Origin of the sequence: Chitinophaga filiformis (genome assembly GCF_900102545.1) — a bacterium.
Taxonomy (GTDB): domain Bacteria; phylum Bacteroidota; class Bacteroidia; order Chitinophagales; family Chitinophagaceae; genus Chitinophaga; species Chitinophaga filiformis.
Genome location: NZ_FNBN01000003.1, coordinates 469,395 through 487,157, shown reverse-complemented (window position 1 = coordinate 487,157; position 17,763 = coordinate 469,395). Strand labels below are relative to the sequence as shown.

Here is a 17,763-nt window from a genome sequence, read left to right as displayed (position 1 = left end):
ATAAGACCCCTAACGGGGTCTATTGCCGCGAATGATGCCGTTTGGTTCCCGCCATCCCATATTGTTTTCGAGGATTGCACCCGTTCCCGGGGTTGTCACCCCGCGCTACAAACAATAAGACCCCTACCGGGGTCTATTGCCGCGAATGATGCCGTTTGGCTCCCGCCATCCCATATTGTTTTCGAGGGTTGCACCCGTTCCCGGGGCTGTCACCCCGCGCTACAAACAATAAGACCCCTAACGGGGTCTATTGCCGCGAATGATGCCGTTTGGTAATACGCCTTTACCATACCTTAAGCATACCTTAAGTATGCCTTTGACATGCCTTTGACATGCCTTTAACGTGGACTTGATCATATCTTATACACGCCTTATACCCGACGTATACCAGACGCATACCCGACGCATAGGTGGAGTTGAAGCAGTATCAGCGAACAGTACAATAACTTTATTTTTAATCTTTGATTTTTGATAAAATAATTTACAATATGTCTCAGAATAATTATTTTCGTGCTGACCATGTATCTTTAATTGAGTAGTTATATTATTAGTTAATCCGGCATCTGAATTTAGTAACTATGGAAAAACCTGCCGCTGACAAAAGCAGTTAATCCAAGCGGGACCTACTGAAGATAAATACACGTTGTCCCAGTTTCCATATACACCTTCATTTGCTGTCGTAAATAAATTTGTTAACAATACCATATTTATCAAGCTAAACCTCAAGGATATGTCATTCAAAGCAGTATTGCGTTTAGATGGTGAAGAAATCAATGTACTGGATTGCCAGTTTTCTTTCGCTCAGCATACAGACCACAATGGAAAACCAGCCGCCCGTCCTACGGGAGGAGCACTGACCGTGCTACTGGAATCAGATGGAAATACAAACCTCTTTGATTGGATGATCTCCAACACACAGACTAAAAGCGGTAGTATCATCTTTTATCGTCGCGACGCGATGTCGAAAATGAAAGAACTGAAATTTACAGATGCCTACTGTGTAGAGTATGCTGAACATTTCAGAGCAGCCGGCGATATTCCCATGCAGATAAGACTTGTGTTATCCGCCCGGGAAGTGCAGCTGGGAAGCTCCACCTACCAGAACCCCTGGCCACAGTCCTGATACATTCATCACGTTCCATTGCATTGTTTTCCCTGCGATAACGCATCAATGTAAACATGTAATTCTTTAAAAACATGTATTCATGGCCCTGAAAAAATTCCCTGCTTTCAGCACATTGTGGTCCAGTTATCCACACGATTCCGAGGCGCCTCCCGGTAGTGCACATGCTATGCCCTGTGATGAAAAGGATAGGAACGGTTATTATAGTTACGAAAATCAGTGCGCCATCCGTATGTCGCACTGCCTCATCAAAGCGGGCATTTCATTGGCTAATTATACTGATCCGAAATGTAAACATGGTTATGCACGTGGTGCAGAAAGCCTGGCTACATGGATCTGGCGCAATTTTGGCGCTCCCCTCCAGGTAGATTGCGCCAACGCTGCACAAAAGAAAGATTTCATCAATAATCAATACTGGTCAAAGAATGGCATTATTTTCTTTAAAGATTTTTATGGCACCAACAACACAGGCGATCATATAGATCTCCTGTACCATGTCAATAAACAGATCCGAACGGCTACAGGTGATTATACCAACGACAGCCGCGTAAAAAAGATCTGGTTCTGGGAAGTAAACTAAAAACTGTATGAAGACATTACACATCGTTTGTATCTCACTGTTATGCGCTGCCACTACTGCCTGCGCTCAGACGCAGGCCGGTAAAATAGCTGTGCAGGATGCTGTGTGGATGCCCAAAGCCTACCTGGATGCCAGAAAAGTACACCCTCCGCAGGATACGTTCTGGAAGACGGTCGACTTTGCAAAATACCTCAGTCCTGTAAGCGCACTACGTATTGCCAATTCCAGCAAACAACAACAGGTCAGTGTGTATACTTATGGTGCAGAAAATTTCCCGATCGCTGTAACAGGAACCAACCACACCGGCACCCGCAAAGAATGGCTGCTGGATAAACCGATTTTCACCGGTGGACAATCTGCCGTATATGACAGTGTACACTTCAGCCTGATCAGTCACAACAACGACCGGACTGACCTCTGGGTAGGACTGGTATATGAAGATGGTAAAAAGGATTCCATACAACTGGCGCCCGTCCCCAAACAAGATGGGAATGCGCCCTTATGGATGCATACCAATAATTACCTCGCTTACTACTTTAAGGGAAAACAGTTTGAGATCTATGATGATAAAGGCGCGCTGTTATACGACAATGTAAAGACAGATTCCAATGGCGCGATCGAAGGATTGCCCGGGTATAAATCATGGAGTATTACGTCAAACAATATCTTCCAGATCATATCCGATAGCCAGGGAGATGCCAGTATCTCCAGTTTCAATGTTGCCTTCAAGGGAGAGGATATCTCCCTGCAACCCGAACAGGTAGCTGGAACGTTGAACAAAGCACTTGTATTAAAAGAGAAAAACAAATAAAAATTAAGTAGCAGGAATCAGGAACTTTTTAACATAGCAGGGTACGCATACCCCATTAGTAATTCCTAACATTTTTCCAATGGCACTGAATACAAAGACCTCATTTTCCATAGCCGGACAACAATTCGAAACGTTCAACACAATCGAATTGAGACAATACATTAATGACCATCACGAGTTTGAAATATATGTGAGCTATGACTGGTTTGAAAAACTGGGAGGCGGCATGTCTGGCGCTGCCAATAAATTCCTGGGTGAAGAAGTAGAAATCACAGTTGCACCGGCAGAACAATTGCCAGGCGTAAAAGATCTCATCTTTAAAGGACTCGTGACCAATATCACAACTGGTAAGGTCGGTGATGGCACACACGGACACTGTATCATCCGCGGGCACAGCCCCAGCATCCTGCTGGATGATGATCCGCATATTGCAGCTTATGAGAATAAGTCGCTGTCGGATATTATCTCCGCTACCGTCAAGAGTTATCCACCCAATGTGCTGAAAACATCCATCAACCCGGAGACTAAAGAGACCCAGAAGTATGTGGTGCAGTATAAGGAAAGCTCACAGACTTTTATTACCCGCCTGGCTGAACGCCATGGAGAATGGTTCTTCTATGACGGACAACAACAGATATTTGGCAAGTTCTCTCCACAAAAGGTGACACTGACACATCAGATAGACCTGCTGGATTTCAACATCGCATTGTCTGTACTGCCGAACAATGCAAAGCTGAATGGCTATGATTACCGCCAGGATAAAGTAGTGGAAGATACCACGCAATCCAAGGAAACAGGTAAGCTCAACGCCTATTCACAACATGCCAGTGATATCAGTAGTAAGCTGTACAGCCGCGAGGGGTTGTATAAAATGAACTATGCGTTTAACAGCAGCGCCAAATCGCAGATGGATAAGCTGGCCACCCTTCAGAAAAAAGGTAAGGTAGCGAAAATGGTAAGCCTCAAAGGCAGCAGCACCAATCCGTCTTTCCGTATTGGCGATACAGTGAGCATTAAAGAATCTGCTCTCGGGCAGGAACAGCATCACGGAGAGTTTATGATCACCAGTATTCGCCATTATTGCGGGGCCAATGGCAGCTATCACAATATGTTTGAAGGTATTCCTGCTGATGCGGCAGCCCCTCAGGTGAACCTGAGTAACATCCCTTATACAGAGCCACAATCCGCAGTTGTGACAGACAACAATGACCCTAAAGGACTGGGCCGTATCCGTGTACGCTTCCGCTGGATGCAACAGGGCCAGACACCGTGGGTACGTGTTGTATCTGCTTCAGGTGGCGGCGATAAAGGTATGTTCATCATGCCGGAAGTCGGTGAAGAGGTGATTACAGAATTTGAAGGCGGTAACCCGGAACAACCTTTCATAATAGGTGCTACCTACAATGGTGGTGCGAAAAGCAGTTATGGCAACGCTGGTAATGATATGAAGGCTTTGAAGACAAGAAGTGGTAATACCATCCTCTTGAATGATGCCACCGGTAGTATTACTGTAACCGACAAAAACGGCAGCAGTATGGCGATGGATGGAGCAGGTAATATCACCGTCAGCTCTCAGACATTAATCACTGTGAAGACAGAAGATCATATTGTGGTAGAAGCACCTAATAAGATTGAGCTGAAATCCAAAGAGATCCACCTGATAGGGTCAGAGAAAGTATTCATAGGTGAACAGAACGCCAGCATACTTGTGGACAATGCTGCCAACAATATTGAAAGCGGTGCCAAGACCATTACGTCTGCGGCAGAAGATGCCAATACGGTTTCCAGCCAATCCAACCTGTACATTGATTCGAAGAACTTTTATGCTACCGGTGAGCAGGTAGTGAAGATCGACAGTACTAAGGGGAATGTTAAAATAGATGGAAATACAACTACTGACATAGTAGGTGGCATGCTCAATCTGAATTGTTAAACACATCCTATGAACGAGCACAATCCTATAGCGCAATTAGTCAATCAGATCCAGCGGCAGTGGATGGAGAAAACTGCCAAGAAACCAGCACTCCGGTTTGTACGTTTTATCATCAAACCTGAAGAAGCGCGTGTATATGAAGGATTCTGTAAACTGGAATCTTCAGAACACGGGAGCCTGCCGGAAGTATTTGTTACCCAGCTCACCTCCTTTGAAGATGAAGATACTTTCAGCGCAGCCTTAATCAAAGACTGGCTGGACACCTACGAAAAAAGTATGGCACTGGTGGAACGGGTGAATGAACGGGCGCTCTTTACCTGGGATCCCCGTCCTTTTAAGCAGCTGCTGGAACGTCATAACGGTGCCCCTATGGACGATGTACTGTTATCCTTATTAGGTAGTTTCCGGCAGTCCTTACCACAGCAGCATAAACAACTCGTCCTTGCACTGATCCCCCGGCAGGTCAGCAGTACAAAGGCCATGAAGAACTGGATCGCTACCCTGCTGAAGAAAGGCATTCCTGCCGGTGTGAAACTGTTGGTGATCGATCATGTGAATGTGGATCACTTTGCTTTTCATGAGCGTCAGTTCCCCGATATGATCTGCAGTATCCATGTTCCGATGGACCTGCCCGGCGCTATACAGAAACTGGCTACCACCGGCAGTCCGAATGACCCGGAGATCATGCTGCGCAAGTGCGTATTTGAAATGGGCGCAGCCCTCAAGGATAAGGACGTAAAACGCCTCCACCGCTGGGGGCAACAGGCACTGGACGCCACACAACGGAGCGGCAACAAGGGCTTGTTTGCTACGGCCCACATCATGTATGCAGGCATGTTATTTCATTTTAAGAAAGACCCGAAAATACCTGAACTGCTGGAACGCGGCCAACGCATTGCCAAACAGGGTGTGCAGATGAACGACGGCGCCTGTTTACCACTCATGGTGCAGTTCTACGGCTATCATGGCGCCTATGCACAGATACGCCGCCGCTTTACAGAAGCTATCAACTGGTTCATTCAACAGGCAGAACTGGCCGAACAACATAAATTCTCACAACAGTCGCTGAATGCCTGGTACCAGGCAGCAGAACTATGCAGAAGAAAGGACAGCAGCAGATACTATGATGTACTTGAAAAAGGCTACAAAGCGGGTCTGCATTTAACTGACGAAGAGATCAGCGCCTCTATCTATATATACCTGCTACGTGATTACTATGACTATGCACATGCTCATCGCCAACATGATACGGTGCAGGCTATAGATGAAAAAATGGGCAGAGTGTTTGGCAATGACTGGAAATCAGATGTAGACAATATCAGGAAAAACCGCGAACCGATGATCCTTCCACTTGAAATGGAACAAACCGAGACGCTTCAGCCTCAAAAATAATTTGCTTATGCTGGTCAGCAATAAACACTTTATTCCCGTTATAGGGCTCGACATACATATTGTTATCCTATTGGGGTTTCCCATTCCCCTGCCCCATCCTTACATTGGTTTTGTACTTGACCCGATGGATTACATTCCATTTATGGGCGCCAGTACCAAAGTAAATCATGTACCCAGAGGCGTGAGCGATACAAGTGGTATCATCATCATCCTCTTCCATTTTCCGATGGGAGGACCCTGGCTGTTAGCCCCCATGATCGGCCATGATTCTGTTAACTTCTTCGGCAGTAAGAAGGTGAAAGCTGAGGGTAGATTACTCAGTCCTACAGGACATATGCTGATGACCTGTAACGATATTGGTATTCCACTCTCCCTGCAGCCGGGTAAGAAGTTCAAGCCTATCCCCAGCATGTACCTGCCTACCTCCTTCACTATTCCGCTTTCATTTGGTAAACCGGTGATGGTGGGCGGTCCTTATGTGCCCGACTGGGCAGGCGTATTGATGAACCTTGTGATGTCATTCGGATTTGGCGCGTTGATGAAAGGATTGGGTAAGATAGGCCGGAAAGGAATCACCAAATTTAATCACGCGCTGAAAGGGAAAATAGGCAGCAATAAACTAAGCAACGCATTATGTAAAAAAGGGTTTGAACCGGTTGACCTCGTACAGGGTATTGTCATTTATGACGGGACTGATTTTGAATTACCTGGTCCTATCCCTATCAAATGGGACAGATCATGGAATAGCGATAGCCCATTTACCGGCGCATTGGGACATGGCACCCACCTTTGTTATGATATGCGTATAGAGGAATTCCTGCATGACGATGCTGTGGTAGTATTACTGGGAGATGGACGTAGTGCCGTGTTTGATGCATTATATGGCAGTGGCGACAGCGATTATAACCGGCACGAAAGGATGACGCTGAAGCGCACAGATATCGACGAGTATCAGCTGTATAATCATGAGGAAGGATTGTATTACACCTTCCGTAAAGCATCTAAAGATATCACGCAGTATCATCTTTCCACTATTCACAATAAAGCGCAGTTCATGATCAGCTTCCACTATAATCATCGTGGAGCGCTTGTAAGGATCATAGACAGCGCAGGCAGGCATTTGCATATCAGCAGTGATACGGCAGGACGTATTACCCGTGTCACTGCACATCACCGTGGGCAGGAAAGGCCGCTCGTCAGCTATGCCTACAATGAAGCCGGCGATCTTACTGAGATCATCGATCCGCTGGGACAGACTACTGCCATCACTTACCGCGATCATCTGATGACAAAAAAGACAGACCGGAACGGGCAGTCTTTTTACTGGGAGTATGATAAACAGCGCCGTTGCGTGCATACATGGGGTGATGGCGGATTACTGGAAGGACGCATCGAGTATCATCCGAAAGAAGGATACAATCTTGTTACCAATTCACTGGAACAAACCACTACCTACTTTTATACACCTGATTTTGTAGTATACCAGGAGAAGGATCCGCTGGGATATTCTACGTTCACAGAATATACACCGGAGTTTGAAATATACAGGGAGATAGATGAGGAAGGTAATGTTACCGGCTATACTTATGATGATGCAGGTCGCTGTACATCTGTTGTAAACCCCGATGGCAGTCAGTCTGTATACGTATATGATGACGATGGCAATCTTGTAGTAGCTACTGATGCACTTGGCAACAGCAGGTCTTACGTGTTCCATAAAGACACTGGCCTGTTACACTCGCTGACCGATGCAGACGGGTCACTCCAGCTATTTGAATATAACGACCGGCTGCTGATAAGCAAGATCGATGGATATAAAGGGGGAACTACATTGCTGGAATATGATGAGGATTGCAATATCATCTCTCTTACACTTGGTGACGGAGGAAAGGCTTCCTGGGAATTCGATGCCTGGGGACAATGCCTGAGTGCGATCAACCCATTAAACCAGGAAGAACTGTTCCGGTATGATATCCTGGGGAGGGTAGTTGAAATAAATATGCCGGACGGGAATCGCCTGCAATTGCAATATGACGCATATGACGATGTAGTACGTCTTACCGACAAACAACAGGATGTAAAATATACTTACACTCCTCTTGGAAGTCTGAAAACAAGGGAAGAAAATAATGCCAAAGTGCATTTCCTCTATAATACGGAGGAAGAGTTAAGTGCTGTGGTAAATGAGCATGGAGAGACATTCAGGATCCATCGCAATATGCGTGGTGATATTATACAGGAAACAGGGTTTGACGGCATTGTGAAGCGCTATGACAGGGATGCTGCCGGTAAAGTGATCAGAGTGCACCGTTCAGGAGGCCGGTATGCCGAATTCGAACATAATGCCAATGGTTTACTGACCCGGACGGAATATAGTGACGGCAGTTGGGAACTGTATAACTATGACAGTAATGGTCAGCTGATTGAAGCAGTGAATGAATACGGTACTGTCAGGTTTGTCCGCGATGCGCTTGGCCGTGTCACGGAGGAGTGGCAGAATGGTTACCTGGTAAGCAGTGTGTATGATAAACAGGGCCGGCGTAAAAGCATTAGTAGCTCGCTTGGAGCGCATATTGACATCCAACGCAACAAGATAGGCCTCATGACTGGTATGCAGACCCTTGCAGAAGGTATTGCCAATCCCTGGTCGGTTCAAATCGAACGCAACCTGCTTGGATTGGAAATAGAAAGGACCTTGCCCGGCGGCATAAAAAGTCGGCGCACCTATGACCAGTCAGGGCTGCTGTCAACACATACTGTGACAAGTGGTGCGCGCACCACCCGTAGCAGACATTACCGCTGGGATGTAAATCAGCGCTTACGCCACATCGTCAATTCGCTGGAGAATGGCGCTATGGTCAGATATGGCCATGACGATTTCGGTAACCTCGCCTGGGCGCAATATGAGAACGGGCAGTTTGATTATCGGCTGCCGGATAAAACGGGGAACCTGTACCGTACTGCCGACCGGAATGATAGAAAATACGATGCCGGTGGAAAATTAAAGGAAACAGCTACGGCAAGATTCAATTATGATGAAGATGGCAACCTGGTTGAGAAGATACACAAAGACCTCTCAGTATGGAAATACGAATGGTATGCCAACGGCACACTTAAGAAAGTGATACGTCCGGACAAACGGGAAGTAAGCTTTGAATATGATGCATTGGGTCGACGGATAGCCAAAATATTCCGGCAGGATATTACCCGCTGGATCTGGCATGGAGATACACCATTGCACGAATGGACATATCCAGTTGCCGGCAGGCCGGTTACTGTGATAGACGACACCGGCAATGTGATCATCCAGCCTGAACCAGTTCCTGCAGCGTCTTTGACAACATGGATATTCGACGCTGAATCCGCCGTTCCGGCAGCTAAGATCGTTGACGGAAAAAGCTATTCGATTATTACAGATCATCTTGGCACTCCCTGCCAGGCTTTTGACGACGATGGAGACATGGTCTGGTCCTGCGAATTGGATATTTATGGAAAGGTACGTAAGTTAGCAGGAGACAAAACATTTATACCCTTCAGGTATCAGGGGCAGTATGAAGATGAGGAAACCGGTTTGTTTTACAACCGGCATAGATACTACAGTCCTGAAGAAGGCATCTATATCAGCCAGGATCCGATAGCCCCTTTTGGAGGCCTCAGATTCTACAGCTATGTGAAGGACCCCAATTCATGGGTTGACATATTCGGGCTAATACCCGGTCCGAAAAGTTTGCCTGATATTCCCGGCATATATATCATCACGAATGGCAACGAATCATATGTAGGTAGTGCGGGTATAGGCGACCAGGGTATGCGTCAGCGTGTTTCAGACACGGATCACCTCAACGCGCAGAAGCTGCTCGAGAAACCAGGCACCACTGTCCATTATGTGAAAGTCGATCTTGGCACCGCTACAGATCCCAGTGACAGGAACAATATGCTTCGGTATTTCGAACAGCAGGAGTATGAGAAGCAGCTGGATAGAGGTTTTACCATGTTAAACGACAACAAGAAACGTATCCAGGCAATTAAAAAGAAACCGAAGGCTGAAAGGCTGATCAGGGAACACGGAGCTAAGGCATCCAAGAGAAGAATTAAATGCAGATAAAACTGAAAATAAAATATGGAGCTTAAAGACAGTATTATTTCCACAAGGAAACGTGCTAACTATCCTTCAGGTAACGGAATTTATTGCATAGGCAGCAAAGAGAAGTCGAAGTTCTTTGAAGACGAGGAGGGTGCGACAAGACTTGCGTGGGATCAGGAGCCTGCAAGCGGCGACTATAAAAAGATCCGCGCAGTACGGTTATTTCCGACCAAGGCACAGGCCAGCAAAAACAAATTTCCTGCCTACATAAAAGATCTGGAACAACTGTCTTTCCTGGATATTCCTGTGTCATTCCTGCCACATTTAAAGCAGGAAGATCTCCCGGCGGGATTAAAGACACTTAGGATATCGAACACTGAAGAGTATGGAGAATTGGTGGCTAAGAAATTGCCCGAATGGCCAGACATCAAACTTCCTGAGTTGAAGGCGCTCATATTTTTCACCAGTTTTACCGCCACAGAGTTGCCTTCGCTGTTTAATATTTCACAGGAGCACGTTCCTTCTCTGGAATATCTGGAATGCCGGATGGATAAGAAGGGCCATATCCTGAAAGAAATAGCAAAGTTCACCTCTCTTCTCCATCTGGAAGTTGAATTTGCATACTCATTTGATATTATGTCAAACATAAACAGTCCTCTGCAAGCCTTGTCAATTATCGGTGCCGATAAAGGTTTTCCTACGGATAAACTTTCCCGGCTCACTCACCTTCAGACGACCTTCCTCAATAGCATATCAGCAGTGATAGATTGTAATGTCTTTACCACCTTACCCAATCTACTGGAAGTAAATGTGATCAATTCAAAGAAGATCGAACATCCGGAAGCATTACTCGCCTGCAAAAAATTAAAAAGCATCATGTTCACCAATTGTGGTCAGCCTTTTAAGAAGATAAAAGACCAGTTTACAGCGAAGGAGTATGACAGACTGGATATCAAATATTCGTAATGGGTGATTGCTATAGCGGGAGAGGTACTGCATAACTAAACATCCGCAGCAACAAAAATAATTAATGGCAAGCGAAACCGAAGAAAAGCGCCCGTCTTAGTAATTGAGACGGGCGCTTCACATATATCAGCAAATTATTTTACCGGCATATAGGTATAGATACTGTACTTCCCTTCCAGCATACCCGCTACTTCTTTTCTGAAACGCTCAGTGTCACCCTCACTACCACCCCAGAACTGACGGCCCAGGAGGAAATCGTTGAAATAAGCTTTCCAGTCGCTATACTGTAACTGTACCACCGGTGGCGCTTTTCTCAGCCATGCGGTTGCTTCTCCCCTATTAAAATATCCCGCCTGGTAAGCTACGCAGATGTTATTAATATAACGGGCAATATCCCAGGCTTTAATCCCCGCTTTGCTGAATTCAGTATAATGATCTTTAACGAACTGTATACCGGGAACGTCGGTCTTTGACAACTTATATTTAGCAAGATCAATAGCCGCCAGGTCAGCGCCGGCACCTCCGTTTTCATCCAGTACTTTACGATACTGCGCGTATTGCGCCTGGTGTCCTTCATCCAGTAACCAGTCTAATGATTTCTCCAGTTCTGCGGTATTGTGGATATCCCAGTAGTCAGCCAGTGTCGCTTTCGCCTCCTTACCATCTTTATCATCCTCCGGTTTAAACGGGAAAATAAAGTACCTGCTGTAGGCCGCCTGTATGGATTTGGAGAAAGTATCTGAGCCGGGTTCTCCCGCTGTTGCCGGTTTGATCAATCCATCAAAAGTACGCTCAGGCCCACCGTAACCATGTACGAAGTATACGCCGGCCAGCATAAAGGGATACAATTCATCATTCCTGATAATAGTCGCATTGCTGGTGGCAGCTGCCTGCTCCTGTTTGTCCTGCTTGTCCTGTTTATTGCTATTGCTGTTACATCCCGCCATGCTGATAGCCAGCAAACAGATGGCCGGGATGATATTTAACCGAATTCCTTTCATGTAGCATTGTTTTGTTGAATATAGAAGCATCAAATATAAAACTTTTCAAATTCTTTAAAACATGCTAATTGATTATCAATAACTTAATAAATACCCTACAAAATTTGTAGGGTATTAAAGAAATAGTCCTATATTTGTGTTGTCAATACAGGCAATCACATAAAATACAAGTTCACAATGCCTCACTTTACAGTATTAACGCAGTATAAAATGAAGACCTCTGCAGTCTGTTGTTGTAGCTGATACCTCATTGCCGCTAAGCATTTACCGGCAACCGTTTCATAAAAATCATTACGACCATTTATTTAATCACTGTTTACCAACCATCCCTTAAATTTATTTCGTATGTCTAACAACTTCGCCAGATACGCAGATCTTTCTCCTGAATTTGAACTTGAATATGTGAAGAAAGCCTATAAGAACAGGACTCCCATCAGCCCTTTACATGCGGGAGATACATTGCCTGCATTCCATATAAATAAGAAAAATATTATTGCCACTTCAGATATCTTAAAGTCTGTACAGGGTTTACAACCTGTTACACAACTGATAGATCGCCCGCTGGTACTGGCATTCCACTCCATTCACTGGAATGGTTATGGCAACAGACTGCTGAAAGAACTGAATGATATTTATGCAGACATCCGCGTAATGGGCGGTCAGCTGCTACTGGTAACTACTGATGAAAAGCAGTATTTCGATCAGGCTACAGCCGCATTGCAACTGCCTTTTGCTACTATCTGGGATCAGCATAACGTAATTGCCGGCAAAGCGGGTCTTCACTCTGCTACCGACCCTATCTGGGACAGGATATCAGGTGTGAATGAAGACGTACCGGTGCCTGCCATTTATGTATTGACGCCTTCACTGAAGATCGTGTACAGTGCGGTAGACCTGTGGCTGGAGAAATCAATCGAGAAGAGAGACCTGCTGTCTGCAGTGTACGAGGCAAGTCACCAGAGATCACATGGAATAGCTATATAGAACACATATCTGAAAAAATAGAATGGCCTGTCTGCTATAGTGGACAGGCCATTCTATTTTTATTTGTATCTTGTTGCTATGCGAACTACCCCTGAACAACCCACTCCCTCCGAAACAGAACCTGCCTCCTGGACTGCAGTCATCTGGATGATTGCAGTAGCATTGATCGGCTTTGGTTTTGCTATTTTCCGATTCCTCCAGTTTTCACAGGCAGCAGGCGACCTAAAAACCGTCCGTCTGACGCGTATAGAGCTCTATATTTACCGCGCTACCGGTCACTGGGGAGTAATAGCCGTTTTTATAATAATGGGCATTTTCGGGCTGTATAATGCCATTACCGGCATCAGAGACCTGCGCTCCAGGAAACAGTAATCTGCGGAGGCTTTGCATATGCTTCCCAGGCGTCTTCAGCTTCTTCTTTTGAGATATCGTTAGTGAATACGAGGACCCTGTAACACAAGCGGTAGCTTTGCCCGTATTTCAGTTCCCAGGACTTCATTTTAGTCGGACTGAAATTCATCATAATCTCCCCTCTTTCGTTATTCTCAGGCCATACACGTACGGGTTGTGGATAGTCGTAGTTGGACGGATGACTCATTACGAGAATACCGGTTTCCCCTTTATCTGTACGCCCGGTGATCTTAATCCAGCGGGCACGGGTGCTGTCGGCATCCTTACGGGTCTTTCCTTCTGAGGTGATCACCTTGCTGTTGTCAGCCTTCCATTCCGCTGTGGTACGGAGGCCAAAGCCGCCGCCGTAACGGTATTGTAACAGGGTGATACCGGATGTATCTGCGCAGCTCATGGTGTTGTCAATATCCCAGACACGGAGGGTGTTGCCATTGCTGTTAAATGCTTTGACATCCCATTCCTCATTGATGGCCACCGTTTCCTGTTTGCCGGAGAAGGCAATATGATCATGCAAGGCCTGAAACCCGCATAATACAGGCCCCTGCGTACGACTGATGAAGCCTTTGAAACGGACAGTACCTTCCTTTTTCTGAAGGTTCCAGAAATCGGTCTCCTTTCCTTTAAAAGAAGTATGCGTCCATGGGTTCCAGATCCCTACATGGTGCCAGTGGTCTTTGGGATGAATATTAGTGATGACCTGGCCATCAGGCGCCCAGAGCGGATGTATAAAACCACTGCGGCGATAAGCGGTATCTACGCCGGCAGGTGGTTCCACTATGTTGTAGTTGTATTGCAGGAGATGTTGATTGCCTTCTTCCAACACCAATGCACCGGCGCTGTCTTTTGCCTGCATACGAGCGATAGCAGGAACCGGTGCGCCTTTCACCAGTTCATATAGGCGGACCTTTCCCGGAGCTGTTTTACCATCCATTATCCAGTAAAGATACCTGCCGGCAGCAATCTGGAAAGGGACAGGCTTGCGGCGGCCCTGTTGTATTTCGAAGAACTGCAGGGAATCCTGCCGGGATATTACTGCATCTTTCATCAGGGTGGAAACAGGCAGGTTCTCACATTGACGGGCGCCGGCCTTTACACTGATACGGGCCAGCAACTGGGCGCTGGCCGGGAAAGCGCCTGTTAAGAGCAGTAAGACTACGCAAAGCACAGGTGTTGCCGATCGACGAACTGATTGGTGTCGCGCAACAGGAGAGGACAATAATTGTCTGTTTTTCATAACGGGTAACATTATTTGAGGGTAATAGTTTTATCTCAATACAGCGCCGGTACCGGGCCTGTCGGCATAGATGATACGTCCGTCAACGATCTTTACACCGTCGGAAGTATCTTCCGCCAGTAAGAGCGGACCATCCATATCCACGTAGTCCAGGTAAGGCAGCAGGTGGGCTACTGCTGAAGTGCCGACGGTGCTTTCATTCATGCTGCCGGTCATGACCTGCATGCCCAGGCGTTTTGCATGATCGATCATCCTGCGGGCAGGTGTAATGCCACCGCACTTGGTCAGCTTGATGTTGATACCATGAAAAAGCCCTTTACACCGCTCCACATCTGCTTCCGTAATGCAGCTTTCATCGGCTATGAGCGGCAATGCTGATGCAGTATACACTCTTTTCATGCCCTCTACATCTTCCGCCGGCATAGGCTGTTCAATGAATTCCACTCCCAGTGATTTAAAGGCAGTAGCATTCCGTAAGGTTTCATCCACTCCCCAGGCGCAGTTGGCATCTACCCGGAAGATGGCATCAGTATGCCGGCGCAGTTCCTTTATAATGGCAATATCATCCTGTGTACCCAGTTTGATCTTGTAGATCGGCCAGGGGAACTCTTTCAGCTTGCTGACCATGTTTTCCACCGTATCGATACCGATCGTATAGTCAGTCATCGGATTGTGCGAGATATCGAGTCCCCACACTTCATACAGTTTCTTATTCAGCTTTTTGGCATAGAGATCATGCGCGGCCAGGTCTATCGCACAGAGTGCAAAGAGGTTGTCTTTGAACAGTGGGTATAACAATTCCCAGAAGGCTTCGGGCGTCGTTAAGGTATGCCCTTCTATCACTGTTCTGTGCGCATTAATGGCTTCCATCAGGTGGGGCACGGTCATATGATAGTAGGAGTTATCAGCAGTTTCTCCCAGACCGCTGAGTCCATCCTGTTGCAGTTCTACCACCAGTAGTGGCTGCACGTCTTTGGATTTACGCGAGATGGTAAAGGTATGTCTGAACTTTAATTCGAACGGGTGTAGTGTCAGTTGCATAACACAAAATATAAAAATAGGCACAAAAAAAGAGGGCGAACCTTTTAAGATTCGCCCTCTTACCAAATATCCCTAAAATGCTTCTGTTACTTTACTTCTTCAAATTCAGCATCGGTCACGCCTTCGTTGCCGGCAGCGCTACCCTGTGGCTGTCCCTGACCTGCTGCACCACCGTTAGCCTGTGCTTCCTGTGTTGCTTTGTACAGTTCTTCAGAAGCTGCGGTCCATGCATTGTTCATTTCTGTAACTGCTGCATCTACCTGGGCGATATCGCCACTCTTATGTGCTTCTTTCAGTTTATTCAGGGCAGTTTCAATTGTGCCTTTCTTATCTGCAGGGATCTTATCACCATATTCTTTCAGCTGTTTTTCAGTCTGGAAGATCAGGCTGTCAGCCTGGTTGAGCTTTTCGATCTTTTCACGCTGTTCCTTATCTGATGATTCGTTCGCTTTTGCTTCAGCCTTCATCTTTTCGATCTCATCTTTGCTCAGACCACTACCTGCTTCGATACGGATATTCTGTGTTTTACCAGTGCCTTTATCTTTGGCAGTTACGTGCAGGATACCGTTAGCATCGATATCGAAGATTACTTCGATCTGAGGTACACCACGCGGTGCTGGTGGAATACCATCGAGGATAAAGCGGCCCAGTGTACGGTTCTGGTTTGCCATAGGACGTTCACCCTGCAGTACGTGAATTTCAACACTTGGCTGGTTATCAGCTGCAGTGGAGAAGGTTTCAGATTTCTTGCTCGGAATGGTCGTGTTAGATTCGATCAGTTTGGTGAATACACCACCCATGGTTTCGATACCCAGAGAAAGCGGGGTAACGTCCAGCAGCAGCACATCTTTCACTTCACCGGTCAGTACGCCACCCTGGATAGCAGCACCAACGGCTACTACTTCATCCGGGTTTACACCTCTGTTTGGTTTCTTACCGAAGAATTTCTCTACTACTTCCTGGATCTTAGGGATACGGGTAGAACCACCTACCAGTATTACTTCGTCGATTTCGGAAGTGTTCATGCCAGCATCTTTCAGGGCTTTACGGCAAGGCTCCAGTGTTCTTTCCACCAGGGAATCTGCCAGTTGCTCGAATTTAGCGCGGCTCAGTTTCTTTACTAAGTGTTTAGGTACGCCGTCTACTGCAGTGATATAAGGCAGGTTGATCTCTGTTTCCTGGGAGGAGGACAGTTCGATCTTTGCTTTTTCAGCTGCTTCTTTCAGACGCTGCCATGCCATTGGATCTTTGTGCAGGTCAACTGCTTCATCTTTCTTGAATTCCTCAGCCAGCCAGTCCATGATCACTTTATCAAAGTCGTCACCACCTAAGTGTGTATCACCGTTAGTAGATTTTACTTCGAATACGCCATCGCCCAGTTCCAGGATGGAGATATCGAAGGTACCACCACCAAGGTCAAATACGGCGATCTTGCTATCAGCATGTTTTTTATCCAGTCCATAAGCCAGTGCAGCGGCAGTAGGCTCGTTGATGATACGACGTACAGCCAGACCCGCGATCTCACCTGCTTCTTTGGTAGCCTGACGCTGAGCGTCGTTAAAATAAGCAGGCACAGTGATCACCGCTTCAGTTACTTCCTGACCCAGGTAATCTTCAGCTGTTTTCTTCATTTTCTGAAGAATCATAGCAGAGATCTCCTGAGGAGTATATAATCTGCCGTCGATATCGATACGGGTAGTGTTGTTCTCACCACGCGCAACTTTATAGCTCCAGTGAGGTATTTCATTGGATACCTCATCGAAATGGCGTCCCATGAAACGCTTTACTGACATAATAGTGTTCACCGGGTTAGTGATAGCCTGGCGTTTTGCCGGATCACCTACCTTTCTCTCACCATTTTTTAAGAAACCCACAACGGAGGGCGTAGTTCTGCGTCCTTCATCATTGGCAATCACTACCGGTTCGTTGCCTTCCATTACTGCAACGCATGAGTTGGTAGTTCCTAAGTCAATACCTATTATCTTTCCCATAATTGTTATTATTCTCGCTTGTAGTTGTAGATAGATTTTGTCTCCGAGGAAGCAAATGTCAATGATTATGCCAATGGACGAAGCATGCAAATATGTCAGTCTTTTGTGTCAGTTTACCGCCACCTTCTCTTCCCACACGTTTAATAAGATTAATAATGAACAATTTAGATGCAACAGGGGTTTTCTATGGTAAGCGTACGAAACCGACGTGC

13 protein-coding genes are annotated in these 17,763 nt (G+C 46.3%); 9 read left to right on the top strand and 4 right to left on the bottom strand.

All coding sequences use genetic code 11. The annotated features are described in order from the left end of the window. Positions 1–730 precede the first annotated feature (730 nt). From tssD to BLR32_RS14215, 7 genes are all read left to right on the top strand, one after another. Positions 731–1,123, top strand: a complete 393-nt coding sequence (gene tssD, locus BLR32_RS14245; protein ID WP_089832866.1) for a type VI secretion system tube protein TssD — start codon at positions 731–733, stop codon at positions 1,121–1,123. A gap of 82 nt (positions 1,124–1,205) precedes the next feature. After that, positions 1,206–1,703 (top strand): type VI secretion system amidase effector protein Tae4, encoded by a 498-nt coding sequence (locus BLR32_RS14240; protein WP_176842281.1) that lies wholly within the window; start codon positions 1,206–1,208, stop codon positions 1,701–1,703. A gap of 7 nt (positions 1,704–1,710) precedes the next feature. After that, a complete protein-coding gene (locus tag BLR32_RS14235) occupies positions 1,711–2,514 on the top strand; it encodes a hypothetical protein (protein ID WP_089832864.1) in 804 nt (267 codons plus the stop codon). 79 nt (positions 2,515–2,593) lie between these two features. Beyond that, the gene (locus BLR32_RS14230; RefSeq protein WP_089832862.1) at positions 2,594–4,447 is read left to right on the top strand and encodes a type VI secretion system Vgr family protein; all 1,854 of its coding nucleotides are present in this window, start codon (positions 2,594–2,596) and stop codon (positions 4,445–4,447) included. 9 nt (positions 4,448–4,456) lie between these two features. After that, entirely contained in the window at positions 4,457–5,839 is a 1,383-nt protein-coding gene (locus BLR32_RS14225) for a hypothetical protein (RefSeq protein ID WP_089832859.1), read from the top strand. 7 nt (positions 5,840–5,846) lie between these two features. After that, complete coding sequence (locus tag BLR32_RS14220; protein WP_089832857.1) at positions 5,847–9,944, top strand: RHS repeat-associated core domain-containing protein; 4,098 nt, start codon at positions 5,847–5,849, stop codon at positions 9,942–9,944. 15 nt (positions 9,945–9,959) lie between these two features. Continuing rightward, on the top strand, positions 9,960–10,889 hold the full coding sequence (locus tag BLR32_RS14215; protein WP_089832855.1) for a hypothetical protein: 930 nt from the start codon (positions 9,960–9,962) through the stop codon (positions 10,887–10,889). Between the two features lie 134 nt (positions 10,890–11,023). Here the strand turns inward: BLR32_RS14215 and BLR32_RS14210 are convergent, their stop codons facing one another. Further along, positions 11,024–11,890 (bottom strand): DUF1266 domain-containing protein, encoded by an 867-nt coding sequence (locus BLR32_RS14210; protein WP_176842280.1) that lies wholly within the window; start codon positions 11,888–11,890, stop codon positions 11,024–11,026. Between the two features lie 345 nt (positions 11,891–12,235). Here BLR32_RS14210 and BLR32_RS14205 point away from each other — a divergent pair, with 345 nt between their 5' ends. After that, positions 12,236–12,874 (top strand): redoxin domain-containing protein, encoded by a 639-nt coding sequence (locus BLR32_RS14205; protein ID WP_089832851.1) that lies wholly within the window; start codon positions 12,236–12,238, stop codon positions 12,872–12,874. A gap of 78 nt (positions 12,875–12,952) precedes the next feature. Continuing rightward, the gene (locus BLR32_RS14200; RefSeq protein ID WP_089832849.1) at positions 12,953–13,246 is read left to right on the top strand and encodes a hypothetical protein; all 294 of its coding nucleotides are present in this window, start codon (positions 12,953–12,955) and stop codon (positions 13,244–13,246) included. On the opposite strand, the gene BLR32_RS14195 is transcribed toward BLR32_RS14200, so the two are convergent. The 3 genes from BLR32_RS14195 to dnaK all read right to left on the bottom strand — a co-directional run bounded on the left by BLR32_RS14195 (position 13,218) and on the right by dnaK (position 17,551). After that, complete coding sequence (locus BLR32_RS14195) at positions 13,218–14,519, bottom strand: DUF6807 domain-containing protein (RefSeq protein ID WP_176842279.1); 1,302 nt, start codon at positions 14,517–14,519, stop codon at positions 13,218–13,220. The genes BLR32_RS14200 and BLR32_RS14195 overlap by 29 nt on opposite strands. Before the next feature lie 30 nt (positions 14,520–14,549). Then, positions 14,550–15,560 (bottom strand): dipeptide epimerase, encoded by a 1,011-nt coding sequence (locus tag BLR32_RS14190; protein ID WP_089832845.1) that lies wholly within the window; start codon positions 15,558–15,560, stop codon positions 14,550–14,552. A gap of 86 nt (positions 15,561–15,646) precedes the next feature. Then, positions 15,647–17,551 (bottom strand): molecular chaperone DnaK, encoded by a 1,905-nt coding sequence (gene dnaK / locus BLR32_RS14185; RefSeq protein WP_089832842.1) that lies wholly within the window; start codon positions 17,549–17,551, stop codon positions 15,647–15,649. Positions 17,552–17,763: the final 212 nt, after the last annotated feature.